This window comes from Thioclava sp. F28-4 (assembly GCF_002020045.1).
Classification (GTDB): domain Bacteria; phylum Pseudomonadota; class Alphaproteobacteria; order Rhodobacterales; family Rhodobacteraceae; genus Thioclava; species Thioclava sediminum.
In genome coordinates, this window is the sequence record NZ_MPZQ01000001.1 from 364,382 (window position 1) to 380,687 (window position 16,306).

Annotated in this window: 15 protein-coding genes; 5 read left to right on the top strand and 10 right to left on the bottom strand. The window is 66.2% G+C overall.

Features of this window, described 5'->3' with window-relative positions; translation table 11 throughout:
* Positions 1–32: 32 nt before the first annotated feature.
* Genes BMI87_RS01735 through BMI87_RS01750 form a run of 4 tightly spaced genes read right to left on the bottom strand, consistent with a single transcriptional unit; the run spans position 33 to position 3,812 of the window.
* Positions 33–1,637, bottom strand: a complete 1,605-nt coding sequence (locus tag BMI87_RS01735) for a carboxyl transferase domain-containing protein (protein WP_078519437.1) — start codon at positions 1,635–1,637, stop codon at positions 33–35.
* A complete protein-coding gene (locus BMI87_RS01740; protein ID WP_168175141.1) occupies positions 1,634–2,098 on the bottom strand; it encodes a lysozyme inhibitor LprI family protein in 465 nt (154 codons plus the stop codon). Before BMI87_RS01740 ends, BMI87_RS01735 begins: the two co-directional genes overlap by 4 nt.
* Positions 2,099–2,145: 47 nt before the next feature.
* Complete coding sequence (locus BMI87_RS01745) at positions 2,146–2,652, bottom strand: lysozyme inhibitor LprI family protein (protein ID WP_078519439.1); 507 nt, start codon at positions 2,650–2,652, stop codon at positions 2,146–2,148.
* Positions 2,652–3,812: an isovaleryl-CoA dehydrogenase gene (locus BMI87_RS01750; RefSeq protein ID WP_078519440.1), complete on the bottom strand. Its 1,161-nt coding sequence runs from the start codon at positions 3,810–3,812 to the stop codon at positions 2,652–2,654. The genes BMI87_RS01745 and BMI87_RS01750 overlap by 1 nt, the downstream gene beginning before the upstream one ends.
* Before the next feature lie 190 nt (positions 3,813–4,002).
* Between BMI87_RS01750 and BMI87_RS01755 the strand changes: the two genes are divergently transcribed.
* On the top strand, positions 4,003–5,244 hold the full coding sequence (locus tag BMI87_RS01755) for an FAD-dependent oxidoreductase (protein WP_078519441.1): 1,242 nt from the start codon (positions 4,003–4,005) through the stop codon (positions 5,242–5,244).
* Between the two features lie 25 nt (positions 5,245–5,269).
* Entirely contained in the window at positions 5,270–6,193 is a 924-nt protein-coding gene (locus BMI87_RS01760) for an ornithine cyclodeaminase family protein (RefSeq protein WP_078519442.1), read from the top strand.
* A 19-nt stretch (positions 6,194–6,212) separates the two neighbouring features.
* Here the strand turns inward: BMI87_RS01760 and BMI87_RS01765 are convergent, their stop codons facing one another.
* The 3 genes from BMI87_RS01765 to BMI87_RS01775 are packed head-to-tail and all read right to left on the bottom strand — an operon-like array spanning position 6,213 to position 9,345.
* Positions 6,213–7,391: a DegT/DnrJ/EryC1/StrS aminotransferase family protein gene (locus BMI87_RS01765; protein WP_078519443.1), complete on the bottom strand. Its 1,179-nt coding sequence runs from the start codon at positions 7,389–7,391 to the stop codon at positions 6,213–6,215.
* A 3-nt stretch (positions 7,392–7,394) separates the two neighbouring features.
* The gene (locus tag BMI87_RS01770; RefSeq protein WP_078519444.1) at positions 7,395–8,615 is read right to left on the bottom strand and encodes a TCR/Tet family MFS transporter; all 1,221 of its coding nucleotides are present in this window, start codon (positions 8,613–8,615) and stop codon (positions 7,395–7,397) included.
* Positions 8,616–8,673: 58 nt separating this feature from the next.
* Entirely contained in the window at positions 8,674–9,345 is a 672-nt protein-coding gene (locus BMI87_RS01775) for an HAD-IA family hydrolase (RefSeq protein WP_078519445.1), read from the bottom strand.
* Between the two features lie 107 nt (positions 9,346–9,452).
* On the opposite strand from BMI87_RS01775, the gene glmU reads away from it, so the two are divergent.
* Genes glmU through BMI87_RS01790 form a run of 3 tightly spaced genes read left to right on the top strand, consistent with a single transcriptional unit; the run spans position 9,453 to position 13,465 of the window.
* Entirely contained in the window at positions 9,453–10,799 is a 1,347-nt protein-coding gene (gene glmU, locus BMI87_RS01780) for a bifunctional UDP-N-acetylglucosamine diphosphorylase/glucosamine-1-phosphate N-acetyltransferase GlmU (RefSeq protein ID WP_078519446.1), read from the top strand.
* A gap of 3 nt (positions 10,800–10,802) precedes the next feature.
* Positions 10,803–12,617 carry a glutamine--fructose-6-phosphate transaminase (isomerizing) gene (gene glmS / locus BMI87_RS01785; RefSeq protein WP_078519447.1) on the top strand — a complete coding sequence of 605 codons (1,815 nt, stop codon included), beginning with the start codon at positions 10,803–10,805 and terminating at the stop codon, positions 12,615–12,617.
* Positions 12,614–13,465, top strand: a complete 852-nt coding sequence (locus BMI87_RS01790; protein WP_078519448.1) for a DNA alkylation repair protein — start codon at positions 12,614–12,616, stop codon at positions 13,463–13,465. The genes glmS and BMI87_RS01790 overlap by 4 nt, the downstream gene beginning before the upstream one ends.
* Here the strand turns inward: BMI87_RS01790 and BMI87_RS01795 are convergent.
* From BMI87_RS01795 to BMI87_RS01805, 3 genes are all read right to left on the bottom strand, one after another.
* Positions 13,460–14,149, bottom strand: a complete 690-nt coding sequence (locus BMI87_RS01795; RefSeq protein WP_078519449.1) for a D-lyxose/D-mannose family sugar isomerase — start codon at positions 14,147–14,149, stop codon at positions 13,460–13,462. The two genes, BMI87_RS01790 and BMI87_RS01795, sit on opposite strands and share 6 nt — an antisense overlap.
* A gap of 26 nt (positions 14,150–14,175) precedes the next feature.
* On the bottom strand, positions 14,176–14,949 hold the full coding sequence (locus tag BMI87_RS01800) for a gamma-glutamyl-gamma-aminobutyrate hydrolase family protein (protein ID WP_075774454.1): 774 nt from the start codon (positions 14,947–14,949) through the stop codon (positions 14,176–14,178).
* 123 nt (positions 14,950–15,072) lie between these two features.
* On the bottom strand, positions 15,073–16,134 hold the full coding sequence (locus tag BMI87_RS01805) for a Hint domain-containing protein (protein ID WP_078519450.1): 1,062 nt from the start codon (positions 16,132–16,134) through the stop codon (positions 15,073–15,075).
* Between the last annotated feature and the right edge of the window lie 172 nt (positions 16,135–16,306).

The window sequence follows — 16,306 nt, forward strand, 5'->3', positions numbered from 1 at the left end:
TGGTCCAAATATCCCCGCCGGAGGCATGAAAGTTACATCCGGAACAGGCCGAAGCGGGTCGGCTCGATCGGAGCGTTGAGCGCGGCGGAGAGCGAGAGCGCCAGCACGTCGCGCGATTTGCGCGGGTCGATGATGCCGTCATCCCAGAGCCGCGCCGAGGCGTAGAGCGGATGCGACTGGCGCTCGAACATCTCGATGGTGGGGCGCTTGAACTCGGCCTCTTCTTCCGCCGACCATTCACCGCCCTTGCGCTCGATCCCGTCGCGTTTGACGGTGGCGAGCACGCCTGCGGCCTGTTCGCCGCCCATCACGGAGATCCGCGAGTTGGGCCAGGTCCAGAGGAAGCGCGGGGAATAGGCACGGCCTGCCATGCCGTAATTGCCCGCCCCGAAGGAGCCGCCGACCAGCATCGTGATCTTCGGCACCGAGGTGGTGGCGACGGCGGTGACCATCTTCGCGCCATGACGCGCGATGCCCTCGTTTTCATATTTGCGCCCGACCATGAAGCCGGTGATGTTTTGCAGGAAGACCAGCGGGATCGAGCGCTGCGAGCAGAGTTCGATGAAATGCGCGGCCTTCTGGGCGGCTTCCGAGAACAGCACGCCGTTATTGGCGACGATGCCGACGGGACAGCCTTTCACATGGGCGAAGCCGGTGACGATCGTCTCGCCGAAGCGCGGTTTGAACTCGTCGAAGCGCGAGCCGTCCACGAGGCGCGCGATCACCTCGCGGATGTCATAGGGGGTGCGCAGGTCTGCCGGGACGACACCGAGGATTTCCTCGGGGTCGTAGGCGGGCTCCTCGGGAGATTGCCAGTTCACCGTCGAAGGTTTCGTGTAATTGAGATTGCCGACCGCGCGGCGTGCGAGGGCCAGCGCATGGGCGTCGTCTTCAGCCAGATAATCGGCCACGCCCGAGAGGCGCGTATGCACATCGCCGCCGCCCAGATCCTCGGCGGTCACGACCTCGCCCGTCGCGGCCTTCACCAGAGGCGGGCCTGCGAGGAAGATCGTGCCCTGCTCTTTCACGATGATCGTCACATCGGACATCGCGGGCACATAGGCGCCGCCTGCCGTGCAGGACCCCATCACCACCGCGATCTGGGCAATGCCCTTCGCCGACATCCGGGCCTGATTGTAGAAGATGCGCCCGAAATGGTCGCGATCGGGGAAGACTTCGTCCTGATTGGGCAGGTTTGCACCGCCCGAGTCGACGAGGTAGATGCAGGGGAGATGGTTTTCCTCGGCGATTTCCTGTGCGCGCAGGTGTTTCTTCACCGTCAGCGGGTAATAGGTGCCGCCCTTTACGGTGGCGTCGTTGGCGACCACCATGACCTCCTGGCCCTGCACCCGGCCGATGCCGGCGATCACGCCCGCACAGGGCGCGGCATTGCCATACATGTCATGCGCCGCCGTCGCGCCGATTTCCAGAAACGGCGAGCCGGGATCGAGAAGCCCCGCCACCCGTTCGCGCGGCGCCATCTTGCCGCGCGACAGGTGCCGCTCCAGCGCGGCGGGGCCGCCGCCTGCCGCTGCCTGTGCAGCCGCGTTTTCGATCTGCGACAGCGCGTCGAGATGCGCCTTGCGATTGGCCTGAAAGTCCTCCGACGAGGTCAGGGCCTGCGATAACAGTTTCATTCCATCCTCCCCAAATCGCGCAGTTCCAGCGCGCGTTGCGCCGTACGCTCGAGGTAGCATTGCGACGCCACGACCGTGCGGATCGTGCCGTCCTTCCAAATCTCGTAGAGCAGCCCGCAATCGGCGTCGCGATACTGCCCCCACGCGCCTTGCGCATCGAGCAGCTTGTTGGCGAGTTCCGTGCCGCCCTGCTCCAGCAGACGGGCGCGCGCCGCCTTGTATTGCGACTTCGCGATATCGTCCCAGACCTGCGCCTCGCCTTGCAGGCAAGCCGAGATGCCGAGTGTCGTATCGCCGCCCGGCTGACCCTGACAGGTCGCGGCCGCCTCGCCGATACGGGCGGGATGGGTATCCTTCGCCCCGTCGAAACAGGCGCGCACCGCGTCCGGATCGACGCTCGGCTCCTGCGCCCAAGCGGGCGCGGCGAGCATCAGACCGCCCAGCAACCATGCCAATTTCATCGCGCGTTTCCTTTTCTCAGAGCGCCCGTGAAGGCGGGGTGTCCATGTCATGGGCGCGCCTTGCCGGCCAGCAGCCCGGCCCAATCCTGCAGTTCCAGCGCATGTTCAGCGGTCTTGCGCATCAGGCAGCGCGCCTCCTCCGCCTCGGCGCCCTCGCCCTGCAGCGCGGCCCCGTAGGCGCAGGCGCCATCGCGGTAGCGCGCCCAGGCGGCTTCCGCCTCACCCAGCTGCGCGCCTTGCAATCCGGACGGAGACTTGCCCGCCACGATTTGCGCCGCGTCACTGGCCGCCGCCGCTTTGCGCAAGCTGTCGAGGGCTGTCGCCGCCCGGTCGGACCAGAGGGCGCGCTCGGCATCATAGCAGGCGCGGCGGTCGGGGACGTCTGCATCACCGCCGATGCAATTCTCCGCCGCTTTGCCGATGCAGGACGCAGGATCGCCTGCGCTCGAAAGGCAGCTCTCCAACGGGGCCGGATCGAAATCCGCCCCTACCCCTTGGGCCTGCGCCGCCAAAGGCGCTGCAAGCCCGATCAGCAGGAGAGCGCCCGCCCGCATCAGACGGCTCCCATGATCTCGCGACCGATGAGCATCCGGCGGATTTCCGAGGTGCCCGCGCCGATCTCCATAAGCTTCGCGTCCCGGAACAGGCGCGAGACGTTGGAGTCGTTGAGGAACCCGGCGCCGCCAAGGGCCTGCACCGCCTGATGCGCCTGCACCATCGCCTGCTCGGAGGCATAAAGCACGGTGGCGGCCGCATCCTGACGCGTCACCGCGCCACGATCACAGGCCTTCGCGACCTCGTATGTGTAGGCGCGCGCGGTGTTCATCGCGACATACATATCGGCGATCTTGCCCTGCATGAGTTGGAAATTCCCGATCGGCTGGCCGAACTGCTCGCGCTCCTTGCAATAGGGCACGACCTCGTCGAGGCAGGCCATCATGATGCCGGTGCCGATGCCCGAGAGCACCACGCGCTCGTAATCGAGGCCCGACATCAGGACGCGCACGCCGCGCCCCTCTTCGCCCAGCACGTTCTCGAAGGGCACTTCGCAATCCTCGAAGAACAGCTGCGCCGTGTTCGAGCCGCGCATGCCGAGCTTGTCGAAATGCTTGGAAGTGGTGAAGCCCTTGAAATCCTTCTCGACGATGAAGGCGGTGATGCCCTTGGAGCCGGCTTCCGGGTCGGTCTTGGCATAGACCACGAGCGTATCGGCATCGGGGCCGTTCGTGATCCAGTATTTATGGCCGTTGAGCACGTAATAGCCGTTACGCTTCTCGGCCTTGAGCTTCATGCCCACCACATCCGAGCCTGCGCCGGATTCCGACATTGCCAGCGCGCCGACGGACTCGCCCGAAATCAGGCCGGGCAGGTATTTCTTCTTCTGCGCGTCCGAGCCGTTCAGCTTGATCTGGTTCACACACAGATTGGAATGCGCGCCATAGCTGAGCGCGATCGAGGCCGAAGCCCGCGCGATTTCCTCGGTGGCCACGACATGGGCGAGATAGCCCATCCCCGCCCCGCCGAATTCTTCCGACACGGTAATCCCGAGCAGGCCAAGCTCGCCCATCTCGGTCCAGAGCTCGTTCGGAAACTCATTATCCAGATCGGTTTTGGCCGCGATCGGGGCCACACGCTCGGACGCCCAACGGCGCACCATATCGCGCAGTGCGGCGATATCCTCGCCCAGATCGAACTCCATCGAACCTGCGAACATCGGATCTCCTCCCCCGGTTTATTGAACGCACGTTCATTTATGCGCAATTGCCGAGTCGGGTCAAGGCCCGTGGCCCGGCCCGCGCCCGGATGGACGCAGCGGCACAGAGCCACGCAGCGCAGGGGCTGGTCACTTGCAACGATTGCCGCCACAAAGAGCCCTGAGAGCTTGGAAACCGACGGGAGCGAAGATGGGCCAGCCACGTCATATCGTGATCGGAGCGGGGATCGTGGGCACGATGACCGCATGGGCGCTGGCCCGCCGGGGTCTGGACGTGACGGTGATCGACCGCCTGCCCGGCCCGGCGGAGCTGTGCTCGCGCGCGAATGCCGGGATCGTCTCGATCGGCCATGCAAGCGCCTGGGCGGGACCGGATGCCTTGCCGCAACTGCTGCGCGCGATGGCGGGGCGCAATCCCGGCGTGAAGCTGACCGCGCCCTTCGATCCGGCGCTGTGGCGCTGGGGGACGACCTTCCTGCGCAACTGCACCGGGGCCGCACAGGCGCGCAACACCGCGCGGATGATGCGGCTGGCCGAGACCGCCCGCGCCGCCCTGCCCGAGATGGCGCAGGAGCTGGGTCTGGACGCGCTGATCCGCTTCGAGGGCGGGCTCTATCTTTATAACGCAACCGCCGAGATCGACGCGCATGACGACGGGCGGCTGACGCGGATCGACCCGGACTGGCTGGCCGAGAACGATCCGCTGCTCGCCGAGACGGGTTTTGCAGGCGCGTTCCTCTCGCCGATGGATGCCGCGGGCAATTGCCACGAGGTGACCCGCGCCGCCGCCAAAGCCCTTACCGTCAAACACGGCGTCCAGTTTCGCTACAACAGCGCGGTGACCGGGTTCACGCAGGCTGATGGCAAGATCACCGGGGTCAACCTCGCCGACGAGACGCTGCCCGCCGCGCAGGTGATCCTTGCGACCGGGGTGGAGACGCCCGATCTGGCGCGCCCTCTAGGCTTTGCGCCGGATATCTACCCGGTGAAGGGCTATTCGGGGACGTGGGAAGTCCGCGACCAAAGCCGCCTGCCCCGCCACCCTTATATCGACGAGGCCGCGATGCTGGCTGTGGCCTCTTACGGTGGTGTCTTGCGGGTGACCGCGATCGCCGAATTCGCCGGACGCGACCGGACGCTGCGCGAGGATCGCACCAAGGTTCTGACCGATTACGTCGCCGCACGTTTCGGCGATGCGGTGAGCGATGCGCCGCCCGTGCTGTGGACCGGGCTGCGGCCCTCGACCCCGCATGGCCCGCCGTTCCTTGGTCGGGTGAAGTCTTACGACAATCTGTGGGTCAATGCGGGCCACGGTCAGCTGGGCTGGACGCTCTCGGCGGGCTGCGGCGCGCTACTGGCCGATGCGATCACCGGCGCCGCCAACGGCCCGCGCGAGGTGTCGGCCCCGGCGCGCTGGCTGGCGCCTCTGTGACGACCGAGACAATAAAGGAGACCACATGAGCCCGAAGATCATCCCCTATGACATCGCCGAGAAGCTGGACTGGCCGGGCGCAATCGCAGCGCTGCGCGCGGGCCATACGCGCCCGAAGGCGGAGCTGGGCGATACGTTTCTCGGGCCCTCTGACGCGGTTTTGCTGAGCCGCGCGGCCTACATTCCGGGGCTGGGTTACGGGGTGAAATCCTTCACCGTCTGCGACGGCAATGCGCAGGTGGGACTGCCGACGGTGCAAGGCGCGATGGTGGTGTTCGAGCCCGAGAACGGCCAACCCACCGCGATCGTCGATTGCCCGCTGGTGACCGAGTTCAAGACCGCCGCCGATTCCGTTCTGGGCGCGCAGCTTCTGGCCCGCCCCGACAGCCGTCGTCTGTTGATCGTGGGCGGGGGCCGGGTCGCACGCTCGCTGATCGCGGCCTATGCGGCGGGCTTTCCGGGGCTGACGGAGATTACGCTCTGGACGCGCCGCCCCGAGCAGGCACAGGAACTGGCGGAGGGCCCTGCCCCCGAGGGCATCAGCCTGCGCGCGGTGACCGAACTGGCCGAGGCGGTGGCGGAGGCCGATATCGTCAGCTGCGCCACGATGGCCCGCGCGCCTGTTTTGCAGGGCGCATGGGTAAAGCCCGGCACCCATGTCGATCTGATCGGAGCCTATAAGGCCGATATGCGCGAGGCCGACGATGCGCTGATCTCGACGGCGAGCCTCTTCGTCGACAGTCGCGACACCACGCTGGGCCATATCGGCGAGCTGCTGATCCCGATCCGCGAAGGGGTGATCACGCCCGAGGCGGTGAAGGCCGATCTCTACGACCTCATCGGCGGCGCGCGCGGGCGGGAAAGCGCCGAGGAGATCACGCTTTACAAGAATGGCGGCGGCGCGCATCTCGACCTGATGATCGCCGACTGGATCTCGCGCGCGGGGTAAGGGTCAGCGCGCCGCCTCTTCAGGTCTCGGCCTCTTCGCGCAGGATACGCACGATCTGGGCGGCGTCATCCGTCGAGAAAGTCAGCGGCAGGCGCAGATCCAGCAGCGTCGCCAGCACCGCATCGGTGCGCGGCAGGTTCTGCGCCTCAGCGTAACGCCAGCTGTCATGGCGCGAGGTGAAGCCCGCAGGCTCATCCGCGCCGAACCATTTCAGCTCGACCCCGCGGGCCGCAGCCCGGGCGACGAAGTCCAGCATCTCGGGGGCGGAGCGCCCCGGCAGGCGGAACTGGAAGGACGAGCCGACATAGCTCTCGGCCTCGGGGCGCTCGATCAGCGCGATGCCCTCTGCCCCCGCAAGCCCGGCCTCGACCTCACGGTACAGCGCATTCCAGCGCGCCACCCGATCCGCCAGCGTCGACAGCTGGGGGCGCAGGATCGCGGCGCGCAGATGGTCCATCCGGCCCGAGACATTGGGCGTGTCGTATTTCAGCCCCTCGAACACCTCCGGGCCGGGCGCTGCGCGGTGCCGCTCATAAAGCATGTAGCTGCCCGACAGCAGGATCATCCGCGCCGCCAGCTCGGCATCGTCGGTCACGATCAGCCCGCCCTCGCCCGAATTCATGTGCTTGTAGGTCTGGGTCGAATAGCAGCCGATCGCGCCATGCCGCCCCGAGTGAACCCCAGCCCATGTCGCCCCCATCGTATGGGCGCAATCCTCGATCACCGTCAGATCATGGGCGCGCGCGATCGCCATCAGCGCATCCATGTCGCAGATATGGCCGCGCATATGCGACAGCATCAGCACGCGTGCCTGCGGGGCTTTCGCCGCCAGATCGTCAAGGTCGATGGTCAGGTTGTCGGTGACCTCGACCAGAACGGGCTTGCCGCCGACCGCCGCGATCGCGCCGGGCACTGGAGCGAGCGTGAAGGCATTGGTCAGCACCGGATCGCCCGGCCCCACGCCCACGGCGCGCAGCGCGCAGCCCAAGGCATAGCCGCCCGAGGCCACCGCAAGGCAATAGGGCGCGCCGGTCAATCCGGCGAATTCCTCCTCCAGCAGCGCCACCTCGCCCGGCTCTCCGGGCAGGGTGTTATAGCGATGCAGGCGACCCGAGCGCATCACCTCGACGGCGCGCTCGATCGCATCTTCGGGGATCGGCTCCTGCTGGGTGAAATTGCCTTTGAAGACCTCGGACATCGCTCAGACCTTTCTTGCGCGGATAAACAGCGCCAATGCCGCCAGCAGGATCACGGAGGCCACGTAAAAGGCCATGTCCGGTGTGCGGATCGGGGCGTTCTCGGCGAGGAATATCCCGAAGACTTGGGTGAAGAACAAGGTGCCTGCCAGCATTGCAAGGTTCATCAGCGCCGAAATGCCGCCCTGCAGCGCGCCCTGCGCATCCTCGGGCACCGCGTTGGACATCAGCGAGGCGATCATCGGATGCACCAGCCCCTCGACCCCGGTGATCAGCAGGACGATCAGCACCATCACGAGCGAGGTCGACAGCCCCAGCGCGATGGTCATGCCGATCCCGACGATCAGCCCGATCACCACCACCCGCGCCTCGCCCAGACGGGACGCGAGCGGACCGGCCAGCCCGCCCTGAAAGATCGCCGCGACGACCCCGTAGCCTGCGAGCGTCAGCCCCACCGTCCCCTCGGACCAGCCGAATTTCGCCATCCCCCAATAGGGCCAGATCGCGGGATAGACGGCGGAGGCGAACAGATAGACGCCAAGCGCGGTGCCCATTGGCAGCACGCCCGGATAGCGCGCGAAGACTTTCAGCGTGCCCAGCGGGTTGCAGGCGCGCCAGTTCACCGGACGGCGCAGGCCCTGCGGCAGACTTTCGGGCAGCACGATCAGCCCGTAGATCAGGTTCAGCCCCGACAGCGCGGCCGCCACGAAGAAAGGAATACGCGGGCCAAGCTCGCCCAGAAACCCGCCAAGCGCAGGCCCCGCGATGAAGCCGAAACCGAACGCCGCCCCGATCAGGCCGAAGGCGCGGGCACGCTCGGCCGGTGGGGTGATGTCGGCGAGATAGGCGTTCGCGATGACGTAGGACGCGCCGCAGATGCCCGCGACGATCCGGCCCACGAAGAGCCAGAGCAGCGTCGGCGCGAAGGCGTGAAACAGGTAATCGACGCCCAAGCCCCCGATCGCGAGCAGCAAAAGCGGGCGGCGCCCGAACCGATCCGAGAGGTTGCCCATCAGCGGCGCAAACAGGAACTGCGCGAGGCTGAAGGCCGCGAACATCCAGCCGCCGATCCGGCTCGCCTGTGCCAGATCGACATGGCCCACATCCGCGATCAGCGAGGGCAGCACGGGGATGATCAGCCCGAACCCCACCATGTCGAGGAACACCGCGATCAGAACGAAGGCGGTGGCGTGAAAGCGCGAAGGACCGATGGGCGCTGCGGTCATGGCCGTCGGAAGCCGCGTCGTAGGGGTGGTTCGGGGCGGCGCAGCCCCGCCGAGGCGATCACCCGAGCATCCGCGCGGCAAGCGCGGGCAAATCGTCGAAATGATCGAGCAGCGCCTCGGGCGCGAGCCGTTCGATGCCGCGCCCCTCTGGGCCGAAGGTCACAAGAACGCAGGGCACGCCGACGGCGCGGGCGGTCTCGCGATCGGTGTTGGTGTCGCCCACCAGCAGCGAGGTTTCCAGCTTGCCCCCGGCCCGCTCGACCGCCGCGAGATAGGGATCTGGCGAAGGTTTGCGCAGCGGCAGCGTATCGGCGCCGATCAGCGCGTCAAAAAGCGCGGCGATCCCGAGCCGGTCGATCAGATCACGCGCGAGACCTTCGGGCTTGTTGGTGCAGACAGCCGTCGCAAAGCCTTGATCGCGCAGCGTTTTCACCGCCGCCTCCGCGCCGGGATAAAGCTGCGTATGGCGGTCGATATTCTCGCCGTAATGCGCAAGCAGCGGGTGATAATCGGCCTCGACCAGCTCGGCGATCTCCGCCTCCGGCAGCCCCAGCCGCCCATAGCCGGCCTTCAGCATCGCACGGCCACCATGGAAGGCGGTCAGCGCGTCCCCCGCCGGATCGAGAAGCGGCGCGTGGCCGCGCGCCATGAAGCAGGAATTAGCCGCCGCGATCAGGTCGGCGGAGGTATCCGCCAAAGTCCCGTCGAGGTCGAAAACCACTGTGCGCATTGCCTGTTGCTCCTTCCGTAACACCGCGAAAGGAAGCGTGAAGACGCACCACTTGCGGCAAGCAAGCCAATGGTTAAAACGGGGCCGAGCAGAAGAAAAGGTTTCTAATGGCGATTGCATTGATCACCCTCGCGGCGGGACAGGGCACCCGCATGAAATCCGACTTGCCGAAGGTGCTGCATCAGGTGGGCCGCGCGCCGCTGGTGGCGCATGCACTGGCTGCCGGACGTGCGCTCGAACCCGAGACCGTGATCGTTGTTGCGGGCCACGGTGCCGACAAGGTGAAGAAAGCCGTCGCGAAGGTCGATCCCGAGGCGCAGATCGTGCTTCAGGAAGAACAGCTCGGCACCGGCCACGCGGTGGCACAGGCCCTGCCCGCGCTCGACGGGTTCGACGGCCGCGTGATCGTGCTTTACGGCGACACGCCCTTCATCCGGCCAGAGACGCTGGAGCGGCTGGCCGCGTCCGATGCGGCGGTGACCGTGCTCGGCTTCGAGGCGGCCGATCCGGGCCGCTATGGGCGCTTGGTGGCGCAGGGCGACACGCTGGATCGGATCGTGGAATTCAAGGATGCCACGGATGAAGAACGCGGCATAACCCTTTGCAACTCTGGCGTTATCGCCTGTGACGCAGTGCTTCTGACCGAACTGGTCGCGGGGCTGTCGAACGAGAACGCGTCGGGCGAATACTACCTCACCGATATCGTCGAAGCCGCGCGCAAGAAGGGTCTGACCGCGCAGGTCGTGACCTGTGACGAGGCCGAAACGCTGGGCATCAACACCCGCGCCGAGCTTGCCCGCGCCGAGGCCCTGTTCCAGGAGCGGATGCGCGCCGAGGCGATGGAAAACGGCGTGACCATGGTCGAGCCCACCAGCGTCTGGTTCGCGCTCGACACCTATATCAGCCGCGATGTCGTGCTGGGCCCGAACGTCGTGTTCGGCCCCGATGTGACCATCGAATCCGGTGCGGTGATCGAGGCCTTCTGCCATCTCGAAGGCTGCCACATCTCGCGTGGGGCGACGATCGGTCCCTTCGCCCGTCTGCGCCCCGGCGCGGAACTCGCCGAGGACGTGCATATCGGCAATTTCGTCGAGGTGAAGAACGCGATCCTCGCCGAGGGTGTGAAAGTCGGCCATCTGACCTATCTGGGCGATGCCGATATCGGGGAGCATACGAATATCGGCGCGGGCACGGTGACCTGCAATTACGACGGGGTCATGAAGCATCGCACCACCATCGGCGCGAATGCCTTCATCGGCTCCGACACGATGCTGGTGGCCCCGGTCACGGTGGGCGACGGCGCGCTGACCGGCTCGGGATCGGTGATCTCGAAAGACGTCCCTGCCGAGGCGATCGCGATCGAACGGTCCGAGCAGGTGAACCGTCCGGGCCTCGCTACGAAACTATTTGCGAAACTGCGCGCGGAGAAAGCGCGTCGCATGAAGAAAGATTGATAAATGTGCGGAATTATTGGCGTTTTGGGGAAGCACGAAGTGTCCCCTTGGCTCGTTGAGAGCCTCAAGCGATTGGAATATCGCGGCTATGACAGTGCCGGGATCGCGACGGTAAATGCAGGCAAGCTGGACCGCCGCCGGGCGGTGGGCAAGCTGTGGAACCTGTCCGATTTGCTGGTGCATGAGCCGCTGCCGGGCAAGTCGGGCATCGGCCATACCCGCTGGGCGACCCATGGGGCTGCCACCCAGGGCAATGCGCATCCGCATCGCTCCGGCCCCGTCGCGGTCGTGCATAACGGCATCATCGAGAACTTCCGCGAGCTGCGGGCCGAGCTGGCCGAGGCCGGGATCACCCCGGAGACGCAGACGGATACCGAAACCGTCGCGCTGCTGACGCGGATGTTCATGGATCGCGGCATGGATGCGCGCGAGGCCGCCGTCGCGACGCTTGGCAAGCTCGAAGGGGCGTTCGCGCTGCTGTGGCTCTTCGACGGTGAGGACGATCTGCTGATCGCGGCGCGCAAGGGCTCGCCGCTCGCGATCGGGCATGGTGATGGCGAGATGTTCGTGGGGTCGGACGCGATCGCGCTCGCGCCGATGACCGACCGGATCACCTACCTCGAAGAGGGCGATTACGCATTCGTCACCCGCGCAGGCGCCGAGATTTTCGACGCCGAGGGCCGCCGTGCGAACCGCGACGAGAGCCGCATCGATCTGGGTCAGGCGCAGGTCGAAAAGGGCGGCTACAAGCATTTCATGGCGAAGGAAATCGCCGAGCAGCCCGTCGTGCTGGCTGACGCTTTGCGACATTATCTGCCCGAAACCGGGCTGAATCTGCCGGAAGAGTTGGACTTTTCCAACATCGACCGGATTATCCTGATCGCCTGCGGCACGGCGCATTATGCCTGCGCGGTGGCGAAATACTGGTTGGAGACCTTCGCCCGGATCCCGGTCGAGATCGACGTGGCTTCCGAATTCCGCTACCGAGAGCCACCCCTGTCCGAGCGCAGCCTCGCCGTCTTCGTCAGCCAGTCCGGGGAGACCGCCGATACGCTGGCCGCGTTGCGCTATTGCTCCGAGCGCGTTGCGAAAACCGTGGCCGTGGTGAACGTGCCCACCTCCTCCATCGCGCGCGAAGCCGACATCATGCTGCCGATCTTCGCGGGCGTCGAGGTCGGCGTGGCCTCGACCAAGGCGTTCACCGCGCAGCTGCTGGTTCTGGCCGTGATGGCGCTGAAAGCGGGCCGTGATCGGGACGTCACCGACGGGCCCACGCTTAGCGCCCATGCCGATACGTTGCGCGCCCTGCCCGGCCTGCTCAATCAGGCCCTGTCGATCTCCGAGCCGATCGCGCATCTCGCCGAGCAACTCGCAGAGGCGCAGGACATTCTCTTCCTCGGACGCGGCGCGATGTATCCGCTGGCACTGGAAGGGGCGCTGAAGCTCAAGGAAATCAGCTATATCCATGCCGAAGGCTATGCCTCGGGCGAGCTGAAACACGGGCCGATCGCGCTGATCGATCGCACCGTGCCAGTGATCGTTATGGCGCCCTATGACAAGCTCTTCGACAAGACCGTGTCGAACATGCAGGAGGTGATGGCGCGCCACGGGATGGTGCTGCTGGTCTCCGATGCCAAGGGCATCAGCGCGGCGCAGGATGGCACCTGGGGCACGCTGCAAATGCCTGATATTGCGGAACCTTTCGCGCCGATCCTTTACGCGGTTCCGGCGCAGCTGCTCGCCTATCACACGGCGGTCGCGAAAGGCACCGACGTGGACCAGCCGCGCAACCTCGCCAAATCGGTGACGGTCGAATGAGCCGCAAGCGGGGCAAGAAACGCGTCGCGCGGCCGCGCGCGGCGGATTACGCGCCGCTCGACCCGGTGGAGGACGCCCGGCTGCGCGCCGAGGCCGAGGCCTATGCGGCTTCGGATGCGGACTATGAGGCCTTCGCCGAGGAAGACGATACGGGCGAGCCGCTCGGCCCGCCACCCACGCTGGAAGACGCGCTTTTCGCGCTGGAAAGCTGGGCGGATGCCGAGAAAGCCGCCGAGATGGCCGCCTATCACAAGGCGGAGCGGCGCTATCTGGGCGTTTCCGTTCCGGCGATCGAGGACATGGTCGCGCTGTGGCGTGGCCAGCTTGATGTTCCGGGGCGGGTCGAACTCGCCCGCGGGCTTTGGGACAGCGACATTCACGAGGCGCGGATCGCGGCCGCCAAGCTGCTGACGCAGGCGCGGCTGCGCCCCGATGATGCCGCATGGGACTTGATCGCGAGCTGGGTGCCGCAATTCGACGCCTGGGCGATTGCCGATCACGCGGCCAAGGCGGGCTCGAAACGGCTTCAGGCCGAGCCTGCGCGGCTCGACGAGGTGGCCGACTGGGTGCGCTCGGATCACATGTGGACGCGGCGCGCGGCCTTCGTCTTCACCCTGCCCTGGACCAAGCAGCGCAATCCCAAGCCCGAGGACGAGGCGGTGCGCGACGAGGTTCTGGGCTGGGCGGCGCAACTGGCCGAGGATCGCGACTGGTTCATCCAGAAGGCCATCGCGTGGTGGTTGCGCGAGTTGAGCAAGAAAGACCCGGCCCGCGTGCAGGCCTGGCTGGCCGAGCATGGCGAAAGGCTCAAGCCTTTCGCCCGCAAGGAAGCCAGTAAGTACTTATGAATACAGGAACTTGTCGTAGTCGCTGACCAGCAGGTGGCGCGGCGCTTCGTCTTCCTCGATCTCGGAGAAGCGCCCGATATCTTCGCGGAAGATATTGTCGGTATTGTCGTCATTGACGGTCGAAACCTCGCCGATCAGCACGTCGCCCCCCTCGCCCCAGAAGGCATGCCAGTCACCGGGCCGCAGGGTCACGCTCTCGCCGGGGCGCAGGATCAGCACCTCGCCGGGCGCGTAATTGCGCGGGACGCCGTCGCACATCACCTGCCCGCCTGCGCTCTCGTCGAATTTGCCATCCGCGTCAGAGCCATAGAGCTCGATCGCGAGGTCTGCGCCGCCGCGGTTGATGATGTCCTCGGCCTTGATGATATGGGTGTGCATCGGGCTGATCTGGTCCTTGCGCGAGATCAGGAGCTTCTCGGCATAGGCCATGCCGTGGCCCGCCTGAAGGTCGCGCAGATCGCCGTTGCGCAGGGTGAAGAGGAACAGGCCCAGCTTGTCGAAATCGCCCTGCCCGTAATCGGTGATATCCCAGCCCATCGCGGCTTCCACGATGCGCTGCGCCTGCGGCAGGCGCGCCTTGAACTCGGCCGGGCTCCACCATGCGAAAGGCGGCAGGCGGAAGCCGAATTCCTGGATCATTTCCTCGGCCGCGGCCATGATTTCGTTCACGCGCGAGCGTTTCATCTTTCTCTCCGTTTTGTCTTAGCGGCTCAGGCGACGCAGGCGGCGGGCCGTTCGCCGCGCGCCCAAGCACGCACCGCATCGCCGAATGCCTCGAACAGAGGGCGCGAGACCGGATCTTCCGCCGCACGCCATTCGGGATGCCATTGCACCGATAGGGTAAACCCCGGCGCGTCCTTAACATAGATCGCCTCGGGCGTACCATCGGGGGCGCGCCCTTCGATCACAATCCGGGTACCGGCGGTGCAGACGCCCTGCCCGTGCAGCGTGTTGGTCTCGACCTCATCCGCGCCGAAGAGACGCGCGAACCGGCCGCCGGGGGTGAGCGTGACCATGTGGCGGTTGGAGAACCCTTCTTCGAGCGTCCCCTCCGGCGGCATCCGGTGGTTCAATCGCCCCGGAAGCTCGCGGATCTCGGGGTGAAGCGTGCCGCCCATCGCGACGTTGACCTCCTGAAAGCCCCGGCAGATGCCGAGGAAGGGCTGCCCGTTCTCGACACAGGCCCGCACCAGCGGCAGGGTGATCGCGTCGCGGGCACGGTCGAAGGTGCCGTGCTTCTCGGTCGGCTCTTCGCCATATTCATGCGGGTGGACGTTCGGGCGCCCGCCGGTCAGGAGGAAGCCGTCGCAGACCTCCATCAACTCCTGAACGGACACATATTCGGGATCGGCGGGGATCAGCAGCGGGATGCAATCGGAGACCTTGCTCACCGCTTCCGAGTTGAGTTGCCCACCTTCATGGACGGGATAGCGGTCACCTACGAGGCCTCTATTGCCGATGATGCCGACGACGGGTCTGGTCATTGATATCTCCTTTGTCCCGAAGCTAAGGCGACGTTCGGGCAGAGAAAAGGCGCAAAATGCGCACGAAGCCGTGCATCTGACGCACAGCCCAAGCCTGCAGCGATTTCCAGCGGTTTTGCTCGTTCAGGCGGCCAGATCGTGGCGCAGGATCGCAGCCTCGGAGGGCTTGAGCGCCCGGCGCGCGAAGGCGCCGTAGCTGAGCGGATTTTCCTCGACCTCGGGCACCAGCGCTTCGAGCCCGGCGCGCTGGTCGCGGGCGATCATCTCGAGCCGGGTGGAGGCCGGGTGGAAGCTTTCGGTTTCCAGACCGTTCGCGGTCAGCACCTGATGGCGTTCGAACATAAGATGGATGTAGCTCAGACCGCGCAGCGCGCCCTCGAAGCGGATCTGGCGGCCATTCACCAGATCGCAGGCGCGCACCAACACCTCGTCCTCGGCAAACAGCGCCTGCGCCGCGCGCCCGCGCACCAGCATCCGGTGCTGCGGCGACACGATCAGATCGCGATCGGGTCGTGCGATGCCGAACGCCCCTGCCGAGATCCGCACCGGGCGCAGATGCGGCATCGCGTGGAGCCGCGCGCCCGAGATGTCGCGCCGACCGATCCAGCAGATCGGCTGCGCCCCGTCATCGCGGGTCAGCACGCGGTCGCCTTCGCGCAACGCCTCGACCGGGCGGCGGCCCTGGTCGGTCTCGATCAGCGTGCCGGGGGTGAAACAGATGACACCCGCGGGCCCCTGCCGCGCCGCTTTCGGGCGCAGGTCGAGCGCCCGGTCGACCACCCACAGATCGCTGTCCACCGGCGGCATCCGACCGGCGAACATCAGGATGCGCGTGCCGCTTTCGGCCAGCTCGATCAGCGTGACGACATAGGCGTGATAGCCATCGGTCACGGTAAAGCTTTGATTGGGCGTCTCGGTCTCGTCGGGATCGTCGAGCGTTCGCGGATGTCCCACCGCTTCGCCCAGCAGGCGACGCACCGCGCGGGCGGCTTTCGTGCGCCGCTCCGCATCGCCGCGCGCATTGTGCAAGATGAGCCGATCATTGGGCCCGTCCACGCAAATCGCCTGCCCCGTCCATCGCCAACATGCCCCCACGGTCACGACCTCAAGTGGCGGCACCGGAGTGCCGTCGATTTCCGTCTGCGCCCATGAAATGACGAAGGTGCCCTGATAGCCCGCCTTCATTGCCTCGATCCTGCCCGTATTTCGCGAGAGCTTATGTCTGCCCTCTGCTTGTTAATAGTTACGGTATCATGATGAATTCGCGATGTGAATCCCCATCTTGACGCATAGGGCAAGCGACCTTCACCGAAACTTGCGCGCGACCACGCTTGTCCCACGCGCGCGCAACTGCATT

Coding starts and splice junctions, on each gene's coding strand:
- BMI87_RS01735 (WP_078519437.1), bottom strand. CDS start 1,637: ATGAAACTGTTATCGCAGGCCCTGACCTCGTCGGAGGACTTTCAGGCC.
- BMI87_RS01740 (WP_168175141.1), bottom strand. CDS start 2,098: ATGAAATTGGCATGGTTGCTGGGCGGTCTGATGCTCGCCGCGCCCGCT.
- BMI87_RS01745 (WP_078519439.1), bottom strand. CDS start 2,652: ATGCGGGCGGGCGCTCTCCTGCTGATCGGGCTTGCAGCGCCTTTGGCG.
- BMI87_RS01750 (WP_078519440.1), bottom strand. CDS start 3,812: ATGTTCGCAGGTTCGATGGAGTTCGATCTGGGCGAGGATATCGCCGCA.
- BMI87_RS01755 (WP_078519441.1), top strand. CDS start 4,003: ATGGGCCAGCCACGTCATATCGTGATCGGAGCGGGGATCGTGGGCACG.
- BMI87_RS01760 (WP_078519442.1), top strand. CDS start 5,270: ATGAGCCCGAAGATCATCCCCTATGACATCGCCGAGAAGCTGGACTGG.
- BMI87_RS01765 (WP_078519443.1), bottom strand. CDS start 7,391: ATGTCCGAGGTCTTCAAAGGCAATTTCACCCAGCAGGAGCCGATCCCC.
- BMI87_RS01770 (WP_078519444.1), bottom strand. CDS start 8,615: ATGACCGCAGCGCCCATCGGTCCTTCGCGCTTTCACGCCACCGCCTTC.
- BMI87_RS01775 (WP_078519445.1), bottom strand. CDS start 9,345: ATGCGCACAGTGGTTTTCGACCTCGACGGGACTTTGGCGGATACCTCC.
- glmU (WP_078519446.1), top strand. CDS start 9,453: ATGGCGATTGCATTGATCACCCTCGCGGCGGGACAGGGCACCCGCATG.
- glmS (WP_078519447.1), top strand. CDS start 10,803: ATGTGCGGAATTATTGGCGTTTTGGGGAAGCACGAAGTGTCCCCTTGG.
- BMI87_RS01790 (WP_078519448.1), top strand. CDS start 12,614: ATGAGCCGCAAGCGGGGCAAGAAACGCGTCGCGCGGCCGCGCGCGGCG.
- BMI87_RS01795 (WP_078519449.1), bottom strand. CDS start 14,149: ATGAAACGCTCGCGCGTGAACGAAATCATGGCCGCGGCCGAGGAAATG.
- BMI87_RS01800 (WP_075774454.1), bottom strand. CDS start 14,949: ATGACCAGACCCGTCGTCGGCATCATCGGCAATAGAGGCCTCGTAGGT.
- BMI87_RS01805 (WP_078519450.1), bottom strand. CDS start 16,134: ATGAAGGCGGGCTATCAGGGCACCTTCGTCATTTCATGGGCGCAGACG.